The following is a 20,148-nucleotide window of genomic DNA, read 5'->3' as shown; positions in this document are numbered from 1 at the left end:
TTAGGATTTCTTTTAGGTTGTGCGACTTTCAAGTCATAACTACCCGATGACACAATGTACCGCTCAGCCCAGATCTTATCCAGTTAAAGTTCAATATTGTCAATCAGTCTGGCTCGACCCAGCCTGAGGGCTACAGCCAAAAACATTCCTTTTTGCGCTCCGGCAGAGGGTTTAAGAGTGGATGGGTCCACAATGGAAATATACTCTATGTTGCAGCCCGGAATATTTTCCCGGTAATACTTTCTCAGCCGCTCTTCAAGTATTTTGCCCGAGACAAGGCCTGTCCGGATATCCTGCCTGGCTTTTTCAAGCCCTTTATAAATATGGGAGGCGCTTTTTCTCTGATCCGGATCCAGGTAGGCATTTCTGGAACTCATGGCCAGGCCGTCTGGTTCCCTGAAGGTCGGCCTTCCAACAATCCGGACCGGCATATTCAGATCCCTGACCATTCTCTGGATGACCAGCAGCTGCTGGCGGTCTTTCTCCCCAAAAACCGCTACATCTGGAACAGTCAGGTTAAAAAGCTTACCCACGATGGTGGTCACGCCCTTGAAATGGCCTGGCCTGGATTTACCGCACAGTTCGGATGAAAGCCCCGGAACAGTTATCCAAGTGTCAAAATCCCGAGGATAAAGGTCCTCTGCTCTAGGCACAAAAAGATAATCAACCCCCTGGGAGGCAGCCAACTCTGCATCTCCCTCCAGGTTCCTGGGGTATCTGTCAAGATCTTCTCCTGGACCGAACTGAGCAGGATTGACAAAAAGGGAGACAATAACCTTCCCGGCATTCTGTCTGGCCCAGCTCATGAGGCTTAAATGACCCTGGTGAAAAAAGCCCATGGTCGGAACCAGGGCGATTTCATGCCCCTGGCGGCGGGCTTCAAGACCTGTTTCCTGCATTTCTGCCGGATCTGTGATTATATCCATTGCCTTAAAAACATTTTATACTTAAACAGTGTTCGGTCCTTTATAACGACAGGTTCTTTTCCGGAACCGAAAATTTTGCAGCAAAAACACCCGGACCGGTTTTACCGCACATTCCGGGAACCTTAAATTATTAAAACAATACTTATTGATTGTCCATAACAAGGCCCTTGTTTGAAAATCGTCTGCAAAAGCCTTTTTTGGTCACGATTTTATGTTGGAATATAATCAATACCACCCTCCCATAGAATGCACTCTGTGCGGCCGCTGTATGGAAGTCTGTCCGGTATTCAGGGCAACCCAACGGGAGGAGCTGAGCCCAAGGGGCAAAAAATTTCTGCTTCAGAACAGCGGTAAATATTTTCTGGAAAGAAAAAGGGTCGACTACCTGGCCGGACTTTGTGCAGGGTGCAAAAAATGTCTTGATGTCTGTCCTCAAAAAATAAACCTGCCCCTGGAAATCGCCAGACTAAAATCTGCTCACCCGGACTGGAAATCCTGGATATGGTCCAGGATGATCACCTCTGGACCAAAAATCATGCCTGTACTCAAAGGTACCAGAGCATTTATCCCCTCAATACCACCTATTATTGACAATGCCTTGGCGGACAAGAATCTGATTCCACCGGTACTGCAGATTTCAGGCCGCATCAGCCATACTTCCCGCCGGGCCGTGTTGTTTCCGGGGTGCGTGGCCCTGCATTTACGGCCCGGGCTTCATGAAAAAGCAATTCACCTTCTTGATGCCCTGGGTTTTGAGACCATCAAAACTCCAGACTGGAAATGCTGCGGATACCCCCTGGGTTCGGCAGGACTTTTTGAGCAGGAAAAAAGGGAGAGGGAAAAAAATCTCCAGATCTGGGTCAAGCTGGGCAAACCTGATATTTTTGTTCTCTGCGCCACCTGCCTGGATGGATTAAAAAACCCCTTTTTCAGTAATTCCAGTCTCAATGCCCAGACCGGATTCAGGCAGAAGCTCTTTCCCCTGATTCCGGACTTTTCCGGGCTGAATATCTCCCGGTCCAACCCAGAAGAAAGCAGAACTATTTTCTGGCATGAGCCATGTCACGGATCAGGACAAAGCAGAGCAGCCCTGGACAATGCCCTTTCCTCTGTGAACCTTGACCTTACCATGATGGACAGGAACTGCTGCGGCATGGGCGGATCTTTTGCAGTTCAGCACCCCCAGCTGAGCAGACGCATAGCAGATATATTCTGGCAAAACATGCCATCCAGCCGGAACAACCTGGTTCTGACCGACTGCAGCGGCTGCATCATCCAGCTTGAAGCCACAAGCCCGGACAGTTTCCAGGCAGCCCACTGGCTGGAGGCAATTGTTTTTACGCCCTGAGTTATACTCCAGACAGCCCGCTTCCTGGAATATAATTTGACTAATGCCCATCAAGGCTATATTCTTAAAATCCTTACTCACAGCATGAACACTGTCAGAAAATCTAACCGACTGATATTTTGGTAACTCCATGTCATGGATCCTTCTGCTGGACATCGGCAACACAAATATCAAACTGAGTCTCGCCCGGGAAAGCGGATTGACGTCCGTACTCAAACTGCCAACAGACATCCGGGAGACATCCGACTCTCTGGGCCTCAAGGTCTATGATTATTTCCGTCTGGAAAACGTTCTTCCCGGAAGTATAAAGGCCTGGGTTGCCTCCTCAGTGGTCCCCCTGCTGGACAGGCCCATTTCCAATGCCGCCAAAAGGTTTTGCGGCTGCCCCTGCTACTTTGTTCCAGGTGACCTTGATCTACCAATAAACAATAAATACCTCCGTCCCATGGAAGTCGGGGCTGACCGGCTGGTCACGGCCTTTGCCGCCAGACGCCTCTGCCAGCAGAAAAGCATCATCGTCATTGACTTTGGTACGGCCACCACTTTTGACTGCATTGTAGATCATGACTATTTGGGAGGATTGATCTGCCCCGGACTGAATTCGTCCATCAAGGCCCTGAGCACCCAGACAGCCAAGCTGCCCCAGTTCTCCCTGGACTTTGCTCATCATGAACTGGAGATTGGACAGAGCACCGTCCAGAGCCTAAGCCAGGGGACCCTGTTCGGTTTTGCAGACCTGGTGGAAGGCCTGGTTAAAAGACTCAAACAGAAACTCCCTCCCCAGGTCCAGGTAGTGGGCACGGGTGGAGCAGCTTCAGGCCTGGCCGGGCTATGTCCTTCCATGACCAGGGTCCAGCCCGACCTGCTCCTGGAAGGGCTGAAATTTTTGTCCATTGACAACAATCTGATAACCAAAGAACAGACAACTCTTTAACAGCAGGAGTGAACAATGAGCATAATTTCCGATATCATGGCCCGGCAGATACTGGATTCAAGGGGGAATCCCACCATTGAGGTGGAAGTTATTCTGGAGTCCGGCTTGACCGGACGGGCGTCAGTTCCATCGGGTGCATCCACCGGTTCCAGGGAAGCCCTGGAACTTCGCGACGGGGAGGAAGCCTATGGAGGCAAGGGAGTGAGCAGGGCCATCAAAAATGTAGTGGAGGACATCGCTCATGAGGTCATCGGCATGGATGCTCTGCGTCAGGTTGACATAGACGAATTCATGATCGACCTGGACGGAACCGACAATAAATCCAAGCTGGGAGCCAATGCCATGCTGGGAGTCTCCATGGCCGTGGCCCGGGCTGCCTCCAAGTACACCGGCCTGCCCCTTTACCAGTACATCGGCGGGGTCAACGCCAAAGTGCTTCCGGTTCCCCAGATGAATATCATCAACGGTGGAGCCCATGCCCCCAACAACCTGGACATCCAGGAATTCATGATCATGCCTTTGGGCGCAGCCACCTTTGCTGATGCTCTGCGCATGGGAGCTGAAACCTTTCACACCCTTAAGGCCATTCTGGTCAAAGATGGGCTGTCCACAGCTGTTGGCGATGAAGGTGGTTTTGCCCCTAACCTCAAGAGTCACAGTCAGGCTTTGGAATACATCATCAAGGCCATAGAAGAAGCTGGATACCAGCCCGGACCGGAGATCGCCCTGGCCATTGACTCTGCAGCCTCGGAATTCTACCGGGACGGAAAATACCATTTCAAGGGTGAAAAGCTGGTCCTGAGCGTTGACGAGCTCATAGCTTATTATCAGGATCTGGCTGAAAGATTCCCTATCCTCTCCATTGAAGACGGTCTGGCAGAAAACGACTGGGAAGGCTGGCGCAAATTCACTTCCCTGACTGAAGACAGCCTTCAGATTGTGGGCGATGATATCTTTGTAACCAACCCGGGGATCCTGGCAGAAGGCATCACCACCGGGGTGGCCAATTCCATTCTCATCAAGCTCAATCAGATCGGCACCCTGACTGAAACCCTGGACACCATTGAAATGGCCAAGTCAGCCGCCTATTCCACAGTCATTTCCCACCGTTCAGGAGAGACTGAAGACTCATTCATTGCCGACCTGGCTGTCGGGGTCAATGCCGGCCAGATCAAGACCGGCTCCCTGTGCCGAAGCGACCGTCTGGCCAAATACAACCAGCTTTTGCGCATCGAAGAAGAGCTCGACGATCAGGCCATCTACTTTGGACCGGCTGTGGCCCTGCAGTGGTTCGGAGAGGAAGAGGAGTAATGATGCTGATTCTGGACGGCAAAGCGGCAGCAGCCAATCTGCGGAACAAGCTCAAAAAGGAGATCGCCGGTCAGCTTGGAGAGGTCGGCCGAAAACCGGGACTGGCTGTAATCCTGGTGGGTCAGGATCCGGCTTCAGCAGTTTATGTGCGCAACAAGGAAAAAAACTGTCATGAGGTGGGCATCAGTTCCTTCGGCTACAGGCTGGATTCCGATACTTCCCAGTCTGACCTGGAAGACCTGATCCAAAAGCTCAATCTAGACCCTGATGTGGACGGAATTCTCCTTCAACTGCCCCTGCCGGGACATCTGGACTCCCAAAAATGTCTTGAACTTATCCTTCCGGAAAAGGACGTGGACGGTTTTCATCCGGAAAACGTAGGCAGGCTCACCCTGGGCCTGCCCGGATTCCGGTCCTGTACTCCGGCCGGGATAATGACCCTCCTGCAGGCCTATGACCTGAGCGTGACAGGAAAGGACTGCGTCATCATCGGCCGCAGTAACATCGTGGGCAAACCCCTGGCCCTAATGCTCCTTGGCTCCAACGCCACGGTCACTGTCTGCCACTCAAGGACTTCGGATCTCAAGGGACACGTTCTACAGGCTGACTTTGTCTTTGCAGCTGTAGGCAGACCCGGCTTCGTCACCGCGGACATGGTCAAACCTGGAGCGGTTGTGGTTGATGTGGGAATTAACAGGACCGAGGACGGGCTGGTGGGTGACTGTGATTTTGAAGGAATCCGGGAAAAAGCCTTGGCCATGACTCCGGTGCCGGGAGGCGTAGGGCCCATGACCATTGCCCAGCTTCTGAGCAATACGGTTGATTCCTGGAAAAAAAGGACCAGCCAGACATAATTCCATGGGATCTGTCAGGCCAAGCCCAGTTCAGCTGACCAGTATCCCTGCATAACCAACCACCTGGGAGAAATCCTGGTTGACTTCACCCGAGGTTGAGTAATCGGCCAGGACAGCCTGTTGAGCTCCCAGCTCGATTGCACAGGTCAGCCCAAGCACCATGGGCAGTATCCCGCACATGGAAATACCCTTATTCCGGACGACCTGAAAGAGTCCCTCCGGATCCAAAGCCAGAATCCGGTCAATGGCGCTCATGTCCATTTTCCGGGCCTGGTCATGGGATATATAATGGCTCATATCCGAGCTGACTACCAGGCAGACATCCAGGCCGCTTTTCTGAATGAGTTCAGCCAGGCTGCGGCCCGTCTCCATAAGAGTCTCCAGCCTTGGTTCTGCCACTGCAGCCGGGACAATGGAGAAATCATCCAGACACATCCGCAGAAAAGGCAGGATAACCTCAAGGGAATGTTCATGCAGGTGAGCCTGATAGTCAGGTGAAAAACCGGCGTTTTCTGTCATTTCACCTGCCAGTTCCCGGTCAACCTTAACTCTGAATCCCGGCATGACCCAGTCCCCGTCTGGCCAGACCGCCAGTCTGGTTCCCCTTCCGGTATGGTTGGGGCCCAAAAGGATGACCCTGGTGGCAAGGCTGGCCATGGCCAGAGCCTTTCCTGCTGTCTTGCCCGAAAAAACATAGCCTGCATGAGGGACCATGGCCAGGATGGTCTTCCGGTCAGACTTCCGACCCTTTAAATATCCAGCCACCTCCTGGTTCAGGGCTTCCGGTTCTGAGGGATAAAATTGTCCTGCAACCACGGGTGTTCTATCCATGACTTCCCTCCCTGAAAAAAAATGCGGGTTGCTCCGGCTTGAAATGTCTTGCCCTTAGCACCCTGATTCAACCTAAGGTCTGTACTGATCAGCCTGACGGAGCAGCCGGTGGGAATTGAGGTCCGACCTGGCCATACGGCTGAACACATCCTGAGGATGGCTCTCAATCAGCTCGGTCAGCACCCTCTCCCACTGTTCAAAGTCCTGATTCAATCTATACATGCTGGCCAGCCGGTATCTGAAGGCTGGCCAGTCCGGATCGTCCCGGTCTATATAATTGTCGTATTCAAGGGCCCACCCCAGAGCCTCCCTGGCCCTGCCGGTCCTGGAGGTGGCCTGCATGAGCATGTCCAGACAGGTCCTGATCCGGGTCAGGTCCTTTTCTTCCTGATCCATAAACAGGGCCAGGGCTTCCTGGGCAAAAATATAAACATTCTGAAGATCCTGTCTATGCTGAGCGTCCTGGGCCAGAAAATAAAGCACAAAAGCCCTTTGTCTTCCGGGAAAATCAGTCTCAACGGCCAGCCTCCTCCAAAGAGGCAGGGCCTCATCTGCCCGGTCCAGGTTCTGAAGAGCCAGAGCATTGGCATAATCCATCTGAAGTTTTTTGTCTTCTGAAAGATCCCACTCCTCTACCTGGTGGGCAAGGTCTAGTATGGCCCCCCAGTCGGCTGTTTCCAGGTGGATGCCCAGGATCAGGGACAGGGCCGCATGACTGTGTCTGCCGGCTTCCGGATCTTCAAGAAAAGGCCTGGCCATGGTCAGGGCCTGCTCCAGATCTTCCCTGTTCCAGTAGGCTGTAGCCAGAGCCAGCCTTGTCTGATGATCGAGCTTTTCCGGATATTCATTTAAAAAGGCAAACTCCTCCCAGACCTCGACAACCTCTTGATAATCCTGGTCCTTGATCTTTTCTGCTACAAGTTCAGCTAAAATTTCAAAACCCAGATCATGTGCCCTGGGCCAGAGATCCTTGTGGGTATATCTCTGATGAAACCGGTCCACAGCCTCCAGAGCTGCCTGCTGCTCCCCCTGGAACAGTTCCCACATGGCCAGTTTAATCAGGGCCACCGGGGCCAGTGGACTATCCGGATATTCTTCACTGATCCGGGTATATATCTGTTTGGGTCTGAGGGTAAATGGCCGGTCAAATACGTTGAACATATCACTGATGGATGGCTCATCGTATATTCCCTCTTCAGCCAGCCGCATGGAAGCGATAAGCCCGCCCTCTTCATCCGGATATTGTCTGACGGTTTCCTCATACATCTCTCTGGCAGCGGACCGGTTTTCCTGTAAAAGATAAATATCCCCGATCCTGGCCATGGATACGTCCACCTGGTCGCCGTCAGGTATAAGATTTGCGTAAAGAAGGAATCTGTCCTTGGCCTGATCCAGCCTGTTGTTGCGATAAAGGATATATCCGGACAGGATGAGAAAATCAGGATCATCAATATAGTGTCTGGGCCAGCGGCTTTCAACGTACTCCAGAATGTCCAGGGCCTGGCTGTCAAAATCCATTTCACTCAGGGTCCGGGCCAGGTTGACTGCAGAAGGCTTGACCAGCTGGTCTTCAGGATATTCCTGAACTACGTGCTGAAAGCTGTCAGCTGCCTCCTGAAACCTGCCATGTCGATAATAATAGTCTCCCCAGTAAAAATAGGTGGCTGGTATGGAGGCATGGTGGGGGTATCTCTGCCTGAGCAGGTTGAAGTATCCCCTGGCCTCGGGTTCGTTACCCACCTGAAGATGGATATAACCGATGTTCAAAAGAGCTGTGGGCAGTCTCCGGGAATCAGGATCATAATTGATGGCCCGTTCAAAAGGAAGAAGGATTCTTTGAAAATTTCCCCGGATATCATGCCTGAGCATCTGAAAGTTGGCCTCTGCATATGAATAAAAGGCCTCTTCCATATATTTTTCCGGCAGGTTCGGATCATTGATCACAGATTCAAAAATTCCCACAGCACTCCGGTAATCTCCACCGCTCATGTGGGCCATGGCTGCAAACAGAAGTTCTTCGTACCATTCATCAATGTCCTCAGGAGACTCCAGATCCGGATGAAGGACTTCCTGAGAAGGTGGTTCTTCTATCTCTGACGGATCAGGTCTGACCACCGGCTCCCTTGCGGCCTGGACTTGCGGTTCAGCAGGCAGGGCAACCCCGGCCTCTTCCGGACTTATCCTCTGAATTGCAGTCCTGACCTGGTGGGCTGGCCTTGGTTCAGGCTCCTCAACTGAAAGATCCGTAACCGGGTCAGGTTCAGCAGGCTCGGGCTGGGGATCGGGACCTGCCTGTTCAGGCCTGGACAGGGGAGCGGTAACAGCTGGTCTGGGTGCAGGCACCCATCTCGAGCCAAGGGGATCCCGGTAGACATCAACAACGATCTTGTTTTCAGCAGGCAGGGTAAAGGAAATGTAGCCAAAGGCATCGGTGGTGGTCCTGATGATCAGACTGGACCCGGAAATCCTGACATTTCGAAACAGGCCTGATCCACGAAAATCTATTTCTGAAGGCCGCTCCTCGGTTTCCCAGATATCCCCGGGCAGTACCAGGGAGATCTCCTCCATTCCGGTCCGGTCCACCTGAAATTCGGCAGGAAGGCTGGAAAATTCGAATACAATCCGTTCATGCTCCGGATGTCTGCCCCAGTAATATTCCAGGGCCTCGGCATCCATAACCAGGCTGAAGACAGGAAGGGCCAGGATATAAAAAAAGAGTATTGTTTTGTGGATCATCTTATCCGGAGCGACAGCCAGTGTCTGCCGCCACCTTAAAAATTAATATTTGGAAATCATATGCAAATTTCAGGCTAAATCATCAGGAGATCTTTTTCTTTTTCAATTTTTCAATCAGGGTGGTCCGTTTGATACCCAGAATTTCTGCAGCCTGGTTTTTTACTCCTTCGGCGTTTTTTAGAGCCTCCAGCAGAAGGTTTTCCTCAATCTTATCCAAAAATTCCTTGAGACTCATTTTCTTTTCTTCCATATTCCTCAGACCCGGCCATTCAAAGCTTCTGGGCATTACAGAGCGGTCTGCCGGTTCCATGCCGCCGGCAGTCAGGATCTTGTCCGGCAGGTCTTCAGGCATGATTTCCTGTCCTTCACAAAGGATGGTCATCCGTTCCATGAAGTTTTCCAGTTCACGGACATTTCCCGGCCATGAATATCCCATAAGCAGTTCACTGGCCCTGGCAGATATCTTCAGCAGATGGCCTGGATTTTTCTGGGCAAACTTTTTCAGAAAATACTCGGCCAGAAGCAGCACGTCCCCGCCCCTGGTCCGCAAAGGGGGCAGGACTATAGGAATAACATTCAGGCGGTAGTACAGGTCTTCCCTGAAATTTCCGGCTTCCACCTCTTTTTCCAGGTCCCTGTTGGTAGCAGCAATGACCCGTACATTGACCTTCTGAGACCTTGATCCTCCGATTCTTTCGAATTCCTTTTCCTGGATGAACCTTAAAATCTTGACCTGCAGGCTCAGATCCATTTCCCCTATTTCGTCAAGAAAAACCGTGCCTCCATCTGCCAGCTCAAACCGGCCGGGCCTGGATCTGACCGCATGGGTAAAGGCTCCCTTTTCATGGCCGAACAGCTCGGATTCCAGAAGCTCCTTGGGGATAGCCCCGCAATTAATGGGCACAAAGGGCTTGCTTGCCCTGGGACTGTTTTTATGCAATGCCCTGACCAAAAGCTCCTTGCCTGTGCCCGACTCTCCGGTCACCAGAACTGTTGTGTCGGTGGGGGCCACTTTGGCCAGGACCCTGAAAACATCGTCCAGGGCTGCACTTTGTCCGATAATTCCTGATGTGTCCATGTACAGGTATCCTTGATTGATTTGATTAAACCGGATCGCAGCTGACCAGCTGCTCCAGCTTCTTGTTTTGTGCTGTCAAAACAATGACGGAAAGTCAACATATTTCCTGAAATACAGCAGGAGAAAACCATTTTGAACCCAAAAAAGATAATGTTTCCCCAGAACCGGGCCCTGGCCAGTTTCGATAAAAGGGAAAAAAGGTTCATTATCAAAGCCCGTATTGGCCAGGACCCCATCCTGGTTCACACCAACAATTCAGGCTCCATGCTGGGTCTTCTAAGACCAGGCAGGCAGATTCTTGTTTCCAAATCAGACAACCCAAAAAGAAAGCTGCCCTACACCCTGGAACTGGTCAGAGAGGATGGGTTCTGGGTTGGAGTGAACACCCTGACCCCCAACAGGATGCTCAAACTGGCCTGGGAACACAGCCTCATCCCTGAACTGACCGGATTTAAGCACTACAGGTCTGAAGCTGTGGCCGGGCAGAGCCGACTGGATGCCCTGCTGGAAGGGGATTCCGGAAGGCTCTGGGTGGAAGCCAAAAACGTCACTCTGGTGGAAGACCAGCGGGCCTGCTTTCCGGATGCTGTCAGTCAGAGGGCCTCCAAACACATGGCTGAGCTGATCAGCCTGGCCCGGGCTGGCCACAGGATTGCCTGTTTTTACCTGATCCAGAGACCGGACTGCAGCTGTTTCGGACCAGCAGACTTTATTGACCCCCAGTTCTCCCGCATGTTCAAAAAAGCCGCAGACAGCGGTCTGGAGATCCTGGCTTATAAAACAGACATCGATGAAACCGGCATCAGCCTGGGGCAGAGACTGCCCATATCCTGGACCTGATGGAACGCTTCAAAGGGTTTTTCTTCATTCTGGCGGCTGCAGCCCTGTGGGGGTGCATCGGACCAGTGGCCAAGGCAGCCTTTGCCCAAGGGCTGTCCCCTCTGGAAGTAGCATTCTGGCGGGCGATCATTGGATGGGCCTTTTTCCTGGTCCATGCCCTGGTCATCAGAAAGATGGGGATCAAAAAAAACGATCTGCCGACCATCTTCATCTTTGCAGTGATCTGTGTCACTGGATTTTACGGCTCATACCAGCTGGCAGTAGATCTGGGCGGAGCTGCCAAAGCCTCGGTCCTTTTGTATACGGCTCCAGCCTGGGTAGCGGTCATGGCCTGGCTTTATCTGGGCGAAAAAATCACCAGACAGGCCCTGGCCGGGGTTGCTCTGTGTATGGCCGGAGTCGGGCTCATCTCTGCTTCCACGGGCAGCATTACCGGACATGAATTCTCCTGGGCCGGGATTATTTTTGGACTCCTGGCCGGGTTCACCTATGCCCTGTACTATATTTTCGGCAAGAAGCTCTTTACCAGGTACCATCCGGTGACTGTGTTCTCCTGGATACTCATCCTGGGCGCTGTCTGTCTCATTCCGTTTATAAACCTCACAATTCCCGCCAAAACCGCCTGGCCGGCCCTGGTCTTTCTGGGCTTTATGTCCACTTATCTGGCCTACTTCGTCTATGCCAGGGGACTGGTCAGGCTGAAAGCCTCCCAGGCCGCAGTCATCGCCACCATGGAGCCGGTGGTGGCGGCCCTCCTGGCCTATCTGTTCTGGCAGGAGAATCTGGGGTTGTGGGGGTATGCCGGTGCGGTCCTGGTCATCTCCGGGGTAATCACCCAGGCTGTACAGCGACGATGAGCAGCGATAACGCCTGCTGGCAGACAGTATCTGCAGCCAAAAAAGAGTGTCTGGCCTGCAGTAAAGTTTGATCTATTTCAGTTATTGTCATAACTATTACTTATGTCTCCCAAGAAAACAGAGCAGCACGAACTGACAAAGCTGCTAAAAGAACTGTCAGGCTGTGTGGATACTTTCCTGGTCAACTGGACCCGCAGCATGAAACAGGCTGGCTATCTTGAGCATACCACCGCCAAAGTGGATGATTGCGCCTTATCCTTTGGCTGGTTTATGGAGCCGTTACATAAAAATGCCCACAACCTCCTGGAAAAATCCTTTTCAGAGCTGCTGCTGGACCGGAACTGGGCAAAAAAAATAGTGGATACATCCCGCCGTCACAGGGTCAGGGGGGTCACTGCTGAAATGTTTCTGGGCTGTTTTAAAACTCTGGTTCACTCAATAGAGGAAATGATTCTCGAATCTCCGGCCCGGGCACAAACCAGAATCAAGGCCCTCCAGGCAGTCAGGATCTATGCTGATGCCCTTGAAACCATCATTATGGGTGACTGGACCTCCGTTTCAGAGCAGGAATCCAGGGATAACCTGGAAAAGACCAATCGAATCCTGACCCTGGAAAAAAATAAATTTGAAAATATCCTGGCTTCAATTTCAGACCTGGTAATTGTCATTGACCAGCAAGGCAGGGTTGTTGAAGTCAACAATGCTGCTTCAGAATTTCTCAATCCTAGCTTGAATGTGGGCTCTTTTGTCTGGGACATCCTGGATCTGGAAGGGGAATCAATGGCCCAGGTGCTTCGCTACTATCCCCTGGATCACGCCCATGAAATATCCATCGGCAACATTGATCTTTTTTTTGAACTTAAAATAATCCCCCTCTCAGAAGTCAGCCTGGCGTCCCGTGGGTATATCCTGGTCCTGAACAACATCACACCCCATGTTAAGCAACGCTCCATACTTGAAGAAAACGTCAAAAAAAGCACTGAAGAACTGCGCCGGGAAAAGGCCCAGGTTGAGGAAATGGTCATTACCCTGAAGAATGTCATGAATACCATGGAGGAGTCCCGAAAGGAACATCTGTCTAAAATCTCAGCCAATATTGACAAAATCCTCCTGCCATCCCTGGCCAGGATCAGAAATGAACAAAATGCCCCGGTCCGGGAGAGCTATATCGATCTTTTTGAAGACCAGCTTTTCAAACTGGCTGAACAGACCGGACGAAAGAGCGACCCCCGCCTGCTCAAGCTTACTCCTGCAGAAATGAGGATCTGCAAATTTATCCAGGCAGGAAAGTCGAGTAAGGAAATCGCTGAAGCCCTGAATATTTCAGTTGGGACCGTCAACACCCACAGGAAAAATATAAGAAAAAAAATCGGTCTCCATGGCAAAAACTCCAACCTGTTCACCTACCTCCAGTTCTCCGGCCACGCCCCCGGCCCTGAAGATGCCCTCAATGGGTAGCATATAGTACCCATTAATTACCGCTTTCCTTCCATTGATTTCCCTCCTTTTTTATCTGAAATTGATATCATTGAAAAAACCTGAACCAAGGCCAAAGGTTTCGAGATGATCCATAAAAAGCACTTCTACTTGGCAGCAACGGCCTTAAGAGACTTTTTTATTGCCCAAGACGCAGCCTCAATAAAGCACGCTGCTGTCATGATTAATGAAAGCCTTTCTCATGATCTGGCCCAGGTCCAAAACTGGCGCCACGTCGAGTATTCCTTCAATCAGCTGTTTGTCGGTCCCAAATCTTTGGAGGCTCCGCCCTTTGCCTCGCTGTATCTGGAGGCCGAACCAGTGGTCATGGGCCGGACCACCATGCTGGCCAGGGAAATTTATGCGGCCATGGGGCTGGCATCTCCCTGGAAAAATACAATTCCGGAAGATCATATCGGCCTTGAGCTGGATGCTGTGATCATCATGCATAAATATAAACAGGAAACCAGCCCGTCACAGCTGGCCCAGTTGCACGATTACTTTGTCAGGGAACACATGCGATCCTGGATCCCTTTGTTTTGTCAACGGATAAAGGATTCCAGGACTGCCCACGTACTCATTAAAGAGATTGCAGACGTTCTTCTGGCCTGGCTTGATGCCGAAGATATCCACTGGACAACCCTGGATGTCCGGGAGCCAAGTATTGCTCAGTTATCAGACAAGCCTTTGGCAGCCAGTCAAGACTCTCTGCCATGACCCAGCCATAATGCCCTTGAAGAATATAAAAGCTCCGCGTTCATTCAACCATAGGGAGGTATGCCATGACCGGAAACAACCTCGAACAGATTAAGAAAAACCTGGGCTGCTCCATGAGCAGGAGGAAATTCCTCGGGTGCATGGCAGCCATGGGAGTGTTGGCCTCCATCCCTGGAAGCCTGCTCAGGCCCATGGATGGACAGGCTGGAAACGGTTTTGAACAGGGTTTGGAAATCTTTCGAAATGCCTGTCCCAGGAATTGCTATGATACCTGCTCCATCAAAACCTTCGTCAAAGACGGGGTGATCAAGTATATTGAGGGGGCCCCAGAATCCACATTCACTGATGGCGGACTGTGCGTGAAAGGCTACGCCTATACCCGAAGACCCTACAGCCCGGACCGGATCAAGTATCCCATGATCCAGGATCAGCGTGGTTCGGGCAATTGGCGGCGTATTTCCTGGGACCAGGCCATGGAGATCATCGCCAAAAAACTCATTGAAATAAACGAAAAAGACGGTTCCATGCTGGGGCTTGCTCTGGCTAAGTATTCAGGCAACTTCGGCATAACCAACTACGCTGTGGAAGGCATGATGACTTCCCTTGGCTATACCACCAGGCTCATCGGGACTCCGTGCTGGCCTGCAGGAATCGATGCCCAGAATTACGACCTGGGCGACATGTGGTGCAACGATCCCGAGGATATGGCCAACGCAAGATACCTTATACTCTGGGGGGCAAACCCGGCCTGGAATTCGGTCCACTCCATGAAATATATCTATGCTGCCCAGGAACGAGGAGCCAAAGTGGTCTGCATAGACCCGGTCCTGACCCAGACCGCGGTCAAGGCCGATGTTTACTGGGAGGTTGAGACTTCCATGGACGGCGCCCTGGCCCTGGGCATGGCCAGACACATCCTGGATCAAGGCCTGTATGACCGGGACTGGGTCAGGAACAACTCCATCGGATTTGATGAATTTGCAGATTACCTGCGCAATGAAATCACTGTGGACTGGGCAGCCCAGAAATCAGGCATCCCGGCAGAACAGATTAAAAATGTGGCTGAAGAATTTGCAACTGCCAAGCCTGCCTCCATATGGATTGGATACGGTCTGCAACGTCACGTCAACGGCGGGGCAACCGTCAGGTCCGTAGATGCCCTGGTGGCCATGACCGGCAATGTGGGCAAAAGCGGGGGCGGGGCAAGATACGGCCATCTCCGGACCTGGGGCTTTAACTACCATGCCCTGCTCCAGCCACGTCCCGAGGGGTCTGTGGGTTTTCTTGGCGCGGACGGACCCCTTGGAGATTTTGATTTTTCCGGGGACAAGGTGGATGAATACTCGGACAGGCCACTGAACATGAATAAAACCGCAGAAGAAATTCTTACCACTGACGAACCGCCTGTCAGGGTGCTCTGGGTATCCTGCAAAAATCCCCTGAGCCAGGACTTTGACCGCAACAAAATGGTGGAAGCCTTCAAAAAGCCCGAGCTGATCGTCTCGGTTGAGCAATTCTTTACGGAAACAGTTGAACTCTCAGATATTGTTCTGCCAGTCACCACCCTGTTTGAAGAGTGGACCGTAAATGCTTCCTACTGGCATTACTGGCTGTCCATTAATGAACAGGCCATCAAGCCCATGTATGAGACCAAGTCCAACACTGAGATCGCTGCAGCGCTCTCCAGAAAAATGAATGAACTCAAACCAGGATCATGCACCTACCCCACAGAAATTGATCCCAGGGAATGGATGATCAAGGAGTTCAACCAGGGTATTTATGACCTGTTCGGAATTGACTCATGGCAGGACCTCAAAAATGGTCCGGCCAAGGCGAAAATGCATCCAGCCTCGTGGCACGACCTCAAGTTCGGCACCCCCTCGGGAAAATACGAATTCAAGTCTGAACTGTGTGCAGAACACGGCCATCAGGCTCTGCCAAAATTCAAGGAAGGCAGGAAGCCTTATGACAAGTTGAGACTTCTGACACCGCATACCAAGTTTGGAATCCACTCCCAGTTCGTCAATCTGGACTGGATGGAAGAGTACAACCCCAAACCCTTCTGCTATTTAAACCCCATTGCTGCCGAATCAAGAGGAATCAAAGACGGTGACCAGGTAAAAGTCTTCAACAAAATTGGAGAAGTCCAGCTGGAAGTCAAACTCACGGATATTGTCCCTCCCGACGTTGTTATGATGTACACTGCCTGGTTCAGAAACAACCCTTACAATTGTCAGAACCTTGTGGATGATACATCATCAGATATGGGAGCCTACAAAACAGGAGCACCTGGCGTAGCTATTCATGGCCAGTTTGCCGACGTGGTCAAGGTCTAGGAGGTAATTTATGAGAAAACAACTGGGATTTTACATTGATGCCAATCGTTGCATCGGCTGCTTTACCTGTGCCATGGCCTGCAAGAATCAATATCATCAGGATATCGGAGTTATCTGGCGCCAGGTATATGACCTTAAGACTGAAATCTATCCGCACCGGGAACGGGCGTTTTACTCCCTGGCCTGCAATCACTGCGAGAACCCGACCTGTTCAAATGTCTGTCCGGTCAAGGCTTACTATAAACGTGAGACAGACGGGGTCGTGGTTCATGAACAGGAAAAATGTATCGGATGCGGTAATTGTATCCGATCCTGTCCCTATGGGGCACCTCGACACAATCCGGTCTTAAGAAAGGCTGAAAAATGCAGCTTCTGCTGGGAAAGGATCGACTCCGGACTTGAACCGGCATGTATTTTGTCCTGCCCGGTGGATGCCTTGCAGCTGATTGACCTGGCTACCTTTGAAGAGCCTAATGCAGTCCAGTATCCCCCGGGATTCCCAAAATTCACTTCTTTGAATCCATCGGTTCGTTTCCGGGTGGCCCAGTCTCCCACAGTAATAAGGAGGAAAAGACTATGAACAGCATGGAACTGCCACTGGTCATCTTTACGGTTTTGAGCCAGGCCGCCATCGGGCTGGTCATCATCAGCTCCATCCGGCAATTCGCTGCTGAAGGGCCGGCTGGCAACGTCCGGGGGGAATGGCTTGCAGCCCTGGTACTTCTCCTGGTGGGTTTAACAGCATCTCTGTTTCACCTTGGACATCCCCTGGGAGCTGTCAATGCCGTCAAACACCTGTCCAATGCATGGCTGAGCAGGGAAGCAGTCGGTGTATCCCTTTTCCTGGCATTAGTAATTGTGGGTTTTTTCAGCATAAAGGACAGGCTTAGCCCTGGTCTGGCCGCTCTGACCGCCATTATTGGGCTGGTGGCCCTGTTCTTTACAGCCATGACTTATGCTCCCCCTGGTTATCCGGCAATAAACAATGCCCTGCCTCTGGTATTTTTCCTGCTGACCGCAGCGGTTGTGGGCGCATCAGTGTCCAGCTTTTTCACCTCTCAGGAAAAAATTCCACTGCTCAGACTGATTCTGGGAGGTTCTCTGGCCATCAGCCTTGTGGTCTACCTGACCGTGCCCTTTGTCTGGCTGTCCGGAGGCACGGTCATGCATCAGACCGGCATTGAATACCTGACATCTCCACTTTACTGGTCCAGAATAATAATAGGGCTGGCCCTTCCATTGGCCGGTATCTGGATGAGCAGATCCATCCCGGCCTGGATCCCTGCTCTGGTGATTATCGGCGAGTTCATGGGCAGGATCGCCTTTTTCTCTCTGACCCTGCATGCCTCCAGCAATATCGGAGGACTTTAGGCTGACCCTGGATCATGACAATAGAACAGCCCCGGGACATCCGATTCGCCCTGACTGTCCCGGGGCTGATAAAAATGAACACATGAGGACTTGTTTGCCAGATTAGCCCGACAGAATCCTCAACTGCCGGACCTGACCATTCTGGCCTTAACTTATGCTAAACATAAAAAAAGCGCTAATCCTTACAGCATTATCTTGGGCAGTCCTTCCTCTGTCCGCCCCGGCCTATTCCCAGGACACGGGATGCAGAATAAATGATCAACTGTACCAGGCCCACCTGGAGTCAACGGTTCTGGAGGGGTATGCCAACAAACCAGTGAATATTACTGTCCTGCTTGATCCTGCAGCAAGGCCAGCAGGATATTTCGTTGTGACCAATATCCGACTCATCCAGGGTCCGGCTTCTGTGGACACAATCCCGGGATTTCCAGACATAAAAGTCACCTGCCCCCTGCCTGGAGAATACGAGCTGGAAATCACCACCAGCTTCATATCCAGATCCAGCTGCGGTGGCGTCAAAGCCTGCAGTCTCCATGCCCAGACCGTGAGACTTTTTATTCAATGATCAAAGAAATAATCTACCCCCTGAATTCATCTGCAATTCTTTCCAGGTCTTCCCATCTGGCATAAAGAGCTGCCGCTTTTTCTTCAGCCTGTTCAAGCCTGGCGTATAATTCCTCCAGTCTTGATGCATGGCTCATTACTTCCGGCATCTCCATCTCCCGGCGCAACTCATTCACCTTATCTTCAGCCTGTTCAATTTTTTTTTCAATAGCCTCATACTCCAGCTGGTCCTTGTAGGACATCTTGGTCGGTTTTCTGGATCTGGACCGGGCTTCTTTTTTTTCAGGCTGCCCTGCCTTATCCTGTTCATCCCGGGCTCTGGCCAGCTGGTGGTAGTCTGCAAAGAACTCGGCCCTTCCAGTCCCGTCCACCAGAAGCAGGCGGTCACACAAGGTGTCCACAAACATCCGGTCATGGGAAATCAGGACCACAGCTCCTGCAAAGTCCAGCAGACTCTGTTCCAGGATTTCCAGGGTGGGGATGTCCAGATCATTGGTGGGTTCGTCCAGCAGAAGCACATCAGCAGGCTCAAGCATCAGTCTGGCAATGAGCAGCCTGGACTGTTCCCCGCCGGACAGTCTGGATACGGGCAAAGCAAGCTGCTCCGGGGTGAAAAGCATCTTTTTGGCCCAGGTAACAACATGAATGGCCCGGTCCTGGAATATTACCTGGTCTCCGCTGGGACAAAGGGCCTCCTTCAGGGTCTGACTGCGGTCCAGCTCCTGTTTTTGCTGGTCAAACAGAACCACCCGCAGCTCAGGTGCCCGGACAACACTTCCCTGGTCCGGCTCCATTTCCCCGGCCAGAAGACCCAGCAGGCTGCTCTTGCCTGCTCCATTGGGCCCCATGATGCCGAGACAATTCCCGGGAGACAGGATGAAACTCAAATCTTCAAACAGGATGCGCTCCAGGCGGGTCAAAGCCAGGTTTTCAGCTTTGATCAGTTTTCTGGTCTTACGGCCGGTTCCTGAAAACTCCATCTCAGCAGTTTTGGTCCGATTTGTCCTGGACCTGACCTCACTCAGTTCATCCTGCAGGGCAAAGGCCTTTTCTTTCCTGTACCTGGCCTTGGTAGTCCTGGCCTTTACCCCCTGGCGCAGCCATTCCACCTCTCTTCTGGTCTTGTTGGCCAGTCCCTGCTCCAGACGTTCCTGGGAGCTGATGAACTCCTGACGCCTTTCCAGAAAACGGGAATAGCTTCCTGCCACCTCCAGATATCCTTTTGGGTATATCCTGTTCAGCTCCACGATTCTGGTGGTGATGTTCTCCAGAAAAGCCCGGTCATGGCTGACCACGATAAAGGCAAAGTCCGAACCGGACAGGATCTTTTCCAGAACAAGAATACCCTCCAGATCCAGGTGATTGGTGGGTTCGTCCAGCAGGACAAGGTCAGGCTTCTGAACCAGGACCCTGGCCATGGCCAGCCTCTTGAGTCTGCCTCCGGACAAGGTGGTCACCTGTTCATCCAGATTATAAAAACCCATTCGGCCGGCTGTCTTCTGGACCTGGACATAAGCCTGGGCATCCCTGATTGGAACTGCGTCCATCAGGGCCTGCTCAATACTTGCAAAGCCGGAAAAATCTTCGGTCTGAGGAAGATAGGCCAGACGGATATCCCGCCTGAGGATGATGCTGCCTGAATCTGGGGACTCATGTCCGGCCAGGATCTTGAGCAGGGTCGATTTTCCAGATCCGTTGGGACCGATGAGTCCGGTACGCTCCTGTTCCAGAAAACTGATCTCAAGTCCGGAAAAAAGCGGTTTTGCTGAATAGGACTTGCTGATTTCCTGACAGGTGACATAGGGAGCTGAAGACATTTTTTACCGCCAATTAGTTATCCAACAGGGATACTCCCTCTACCTGCTATCCATCCGGCAATCAACACCCTTGATCAAGCCAGACATATTAATGCTTGCCAGGTTCCATCCAATCCTTACTTATAACTCCAAGGCCTTGAGATCAGAGGTAT

The 20,148-nt window shown here is 51.8% G+C and carries 17 protein-coding genes; 12 read left to right on the top strand and 5 right to left on the bottom strand.

Going from position 1 to position 20,148, the window contains the following annotated elements; genetic code table 11:
• Positions 1 to 83: 83 nt before the first annotated feature.
• Complete coding sequence (gene panC / locus P771_RS0102525; RefSeq protein WP_028573892.1) at positions 84 to 926, bottom strand: pantoate--beta-alanine ligase; 843 nt, start codon at positions 924 to 926, stop codon at positions 84 to 86.
• Between the two features lie 211 nt (positions 927 to 1,137).
• Between panC and P771_RS0102520 the strand changes: the two genes are divergently transcribed.
• The 4 genes from P771_RS0102520 (at position 1,138) to folD (ending at position 5,373) form a co-directional block, all read left to right on the top strand.
• The gene (locus P771_RS0102520; RefSeq protein WP_084301607.1) at positions 1,138 to 2,274 is read left to right on the top strand and encodes a (Fe-S)-binding protein; all 1,137 of its coding nucleotides are present in this window, start codon (positions 1,138 to 1,140) and stop codon (positions 2,272 to 2,274) included.
• Between the two features lie 130 nt (positions 2,275 to 2,404).
• Entirely contained in the window at positions 2,405 to 3,208 is an 804-nt protein-coding gene (locus P771_RS0102515; protein ID WP_028573890.1) for a type III pantothenate kinase, read from the top strand.
• 15 nt (positions 3,209 to 3,223) lie between these two features.
• Positions 3,224 to 4,519, top strand: coding sequence for a phosphopyruvate hydratase (gene eno, locus P771_RS0102510; RefSeq protein ID WP_028573889.1), 1,296 nt, complete (start codon positions 3,224 to 3,226; stop codon positions 4,517 to 4,519).
• Between the two features lie 2 nt (positions 4,520 to 4,521).
• A complete protein-coding gene (gene folD, locus P771_RS0102505; RefSeq protein ID WP_028573888.1) occupies positions 4,522 to 5,373 on the top strand; it encodes a bifunctional methylenetetrahydrofolate dehydrogenase/methenyltetrahydrofolate cyclohydrolase FolD in 852 nt (283 codons plus the stop codon).
• Between the two features lie 30 nt (positions 5,374 to 5,403).
• On the opposite strand, the gene amrB is transcribed toward folD, so the two are convergent.
• The 3 genes from amrB to P771_RS0102490 all read right to left on the bottom strand — a co-directional run bounded on the left by amrB (position 5,404) and on the right by P771_RS0102490 (position 10,024).
• Positions 5,404 to 6,204, bottom strand: coding sequence for an AmmeMemoRadiSam system protein B (amrB, locus tag P771_RS0102500; protein WP_028573887.1), 801 nt, complete (start codon positions 6,202 to 6,204; stop codon positions 5,404 to 5,406).
• Positions 6,205 to 6,276: 72 nt separating this feature from the next.
• Positions 6,277 to 8,940 carry a tetratricopeptide repeat protein gene (locus P771_RS0102495; protein ID WP_028573886.1) on the bottom strand — a complete coding sequence of 888 codons (2,664 nt, stop codon included), beginning with the start codon at positions 8,938 to 8,940 and terminating at the stop codon, positions 6,277 to 6,279.
• 82 nt (positions 8,941 to 9,022) lie between these two features.
• Positions 9,023 to 10,024, bottom strand: coding sequence for a sigma-54 interaction domain-containing protein (locus P771_RS0102490; RefSeq protein ID WP_028573885.1), 1,002 nt, complete (start codon positions 10,022 to 10,024; stop codon positions 9,023 to 9,025).
• 126 nt (positions 10,025 to 10,150) lie between these two features.
• Between P771_RS0102490 and sfsA the strand changes: the two genes are divergently transcribed.
• The 8 genes from sfsA (at position 10,151) to P771_RS0102450 (ending at position 18,180) form a co-directional block, all read left to right on the top strand.
• Positions 10,151 to 10,858 (top strand): DNA/RNA nuclease SfsA, encoded by a 708-nt coding sequence (sfsA, locus tag P771_RS0102485; protein WP_244147281.1) that lies wholly within the window; start codon positions 10,151 to 10,153, stop codon positions 10,856 to 10,858.
• On the top strand, positions 10,858 to 11,715 hold the full coding sequence (locus P771_RS0102480; RefSeq protein WP_035243806.1) for a DMT family transporter: 858 nt from the start codon (positions 10,858 to 10,860) through the stop codon (positions 11,713 to 11,715). Before sfsA ends, P771_RS0102480 begins: the two co-directional genes overlap by 1 nt.
• Positions 11,716 to 11,817: 102 nt before the next feature.
• On the top strand, positions 11,818 to 13,173 hold the full coding sequence (locus P771_RS16210; protein ID WP_051617059.1) for a LuxR C-terminal-related transcriptional regulator: 1,356 nt from the start codon (positions 11,818 to 11,820) through the stop codon (positions 13,171 to 13,173).
• A gap of 105 nt (positions 13,174 to 13,278) precedes the next feature.
• A complete protein-coding gene (locus tag P771_RS18115; protein WP_051617058.1) occupies positions 13,279 to 13,908 on the top strand; it encodes a TorD/DmsD family molecular chaperone in 630 nt (209 codons plus the stop codon).
• A 65-nt stretch (positions 13,909 to 13,973) separates the two neighbouring features.
• On the top strand, positions 13,974 to 16,244 hold the full coding sequence (locus tag P771_RS0102465; protein ID WP_244147280.1) for a molybdopterin-dependent oxidoreductase: 2,271 nt from the start codon (positions 13,974 to 13,976) through the stop codon (positions 16,242 to 16,244).
• Positions 16,245 to 16,254: 10 nt separating this feature from the next.
• Positions 16,255 to 16,824, top strand: coding sequence for a 4Fe-4S dicluster domain-containing protein (locus P771_RS0102460; protein WP_028573881.1), 570 nt, complete (start codon positions 16,255 to 16,257; stop codon positions 16,822 to 16,824).
• Complete coding sequence (locus tag P771_RS0102455) at positions 16,821 to 17,615, top strand: dimethyl sulfoxide reductase anchor subunit family protein (protein WP_028573880.1); 795 nt, start codon at positions 16,821 to 16,823, stop codon at positions 17,613 to 17,615. Before P771_RS0102460 ends, P771_RS0102455 begins: the two co-directional genes overlap by 4 nt.
• Before the next feature lie 154 nt (positions 17,616 to 17,769).
• Positions 17,770 to 18,180: a hypothetical protein gene (locus P771_RS0102450; protein WP_028573879.1), complete on the top strand. Its 411-nt coding sequence runs from the start codon at positions 17,770 to 17,772 to the stop codon at positions 18,178 to 18,180.
• A gap of 13 nt (positions 18,181 to 18,193) precedes the next feature.
• On the opposite strand, the gene P771_RS0102445 is transcribed toward P771_RS0102450, so the two are convergent.
• Entirely contained in the window at positions 18,194 to 19,996 is a 1,803-nt protein-coding gene (locus P771_RS0102445) for an ABC-F family ATP-binding cassette domain-containing protein (RefSeq protein WP_028573878.1), read from the bottom strand.
• Between the last annotated feature and the right edge of the window lie 152 nt (positions 19,997 to 20,148).

This window comes from Desulfonatronovibrio hydrogenovorans DSM 9292, from assembly GCF_000686525.1.
Classification (GTDB): Bacteria; Desulfobacterota; Desulfovibrionia; order Desulfovibrionales; family Desulfonatronovibrionaceae; genus Desulfonatronovibrio; species Desulfonatronovibrio hydrogenovorans.
The sequence above is the reverse complement of the archived record's forward strand: the minus strand, read 5'-3'. Positions and strand labels throughout refer to the sequence as shown.

Bases quoted from the DNA above. Each gene is read 5' to 3' on its own strand.
- panC (WP_028573892.1), bottom strand. From the start codon at position 926: ATGGATATAATCACAGATCCGGCAGAAATGCAGGAAACAGGTCTTGAA.
- P771_RS0102520 (WP_084301607.1), top strand. From the start codon at position 1,138: ATGTTGGAATATAATCAATACCACCCTCCCATAGAATGCACTCTGTGC.
- P771_RS0102515 (WP_028573890.1), top strand. From the start codon at position 2,405: ATGTCATGGATCCTTCTGCTGGACATCGGCAACACAAATATCAAACTG.
- eno (WP_028573889.1), top strand. From the start codon at position 3,224: ATGAGCATAATTTCCGATATCATGGCCCGGCAGATACTGGATTCAAGG.
- folD (WP_028573888.1), top strand. From the start codon at position 4,522: ATGCTGATTCTGGACGGCAAAGCGGCAGCAGCCAATCTGCGGAACAAG.
- amrB (WP_028573887.1), bottom strand. From the start codon at position 6,204: ATGGATAGAACACCCGTGGTTGCAGGACAATTTTATCCCTCAGAACCG.
- P771_RS0102495 (WP_028573886.1), bottom strand. From the start codon at position 8,940: ATGATCCACAAAACAATACTCTTTTTTTATATCCTGGCCCTTCCTGTC.
- P771_RS0102480 (WP_035243806.1), top strand. From the start codon at position 10,858: ATGGAACGCTTCAAAGGGTTTTTCTTCATTCTGGCGGCTGCAGCCCTG.
- P771_RS16210 (WP_051617059.1), top strand. From the start codon at position 11,818: ATGTCTCCCAAGAAAACAGAGCAGCACGAACTGACAAAGCTGCTAAAA.
- P771_RS18115 (WP_051617058.1), top strand. From the start codon at position 13,279: ATGATCCATAAAAAGCACTTCTACTTGGCAGCAACGGCCTTAAGAGAC.
- P771_RS0102465 (WP_244147280.1), top strand. From the start codon at position 13,974: ATGACCGGAAACAACCTCGAACAGATTAAGAAAAACCTGGGCTGCTCC.
- P771_RS0102460 (WP_028573881.1), top strand. From the start codon at position 16,255: ATGAGAAAACAACTGGGATTTTACATTGATGCCAATCGTTGCATCGGC.
- P771_RS0102455 (WP_028573880.1), top strand. From the start codon at position 16,821: ATGAACAGCATGGAACTGCCACTGGTCATCTTTACGGTTTTGAGCCAG.
- P771_RS0102450 (WP_028573879.1), top strand. From the start codon at position 17,770: ATGCTAAACATAAAAAAAGCGCTAATCCTTACAGCATTATCTTGGGCA.
- P771_RS0102445 (WP_028573878.1), bottom strand. From the start codon at position 19,996: ATGTCTTCAGCTCCCTATGTCACCTGTCAGGAAATCAGCAAGTCCTAT.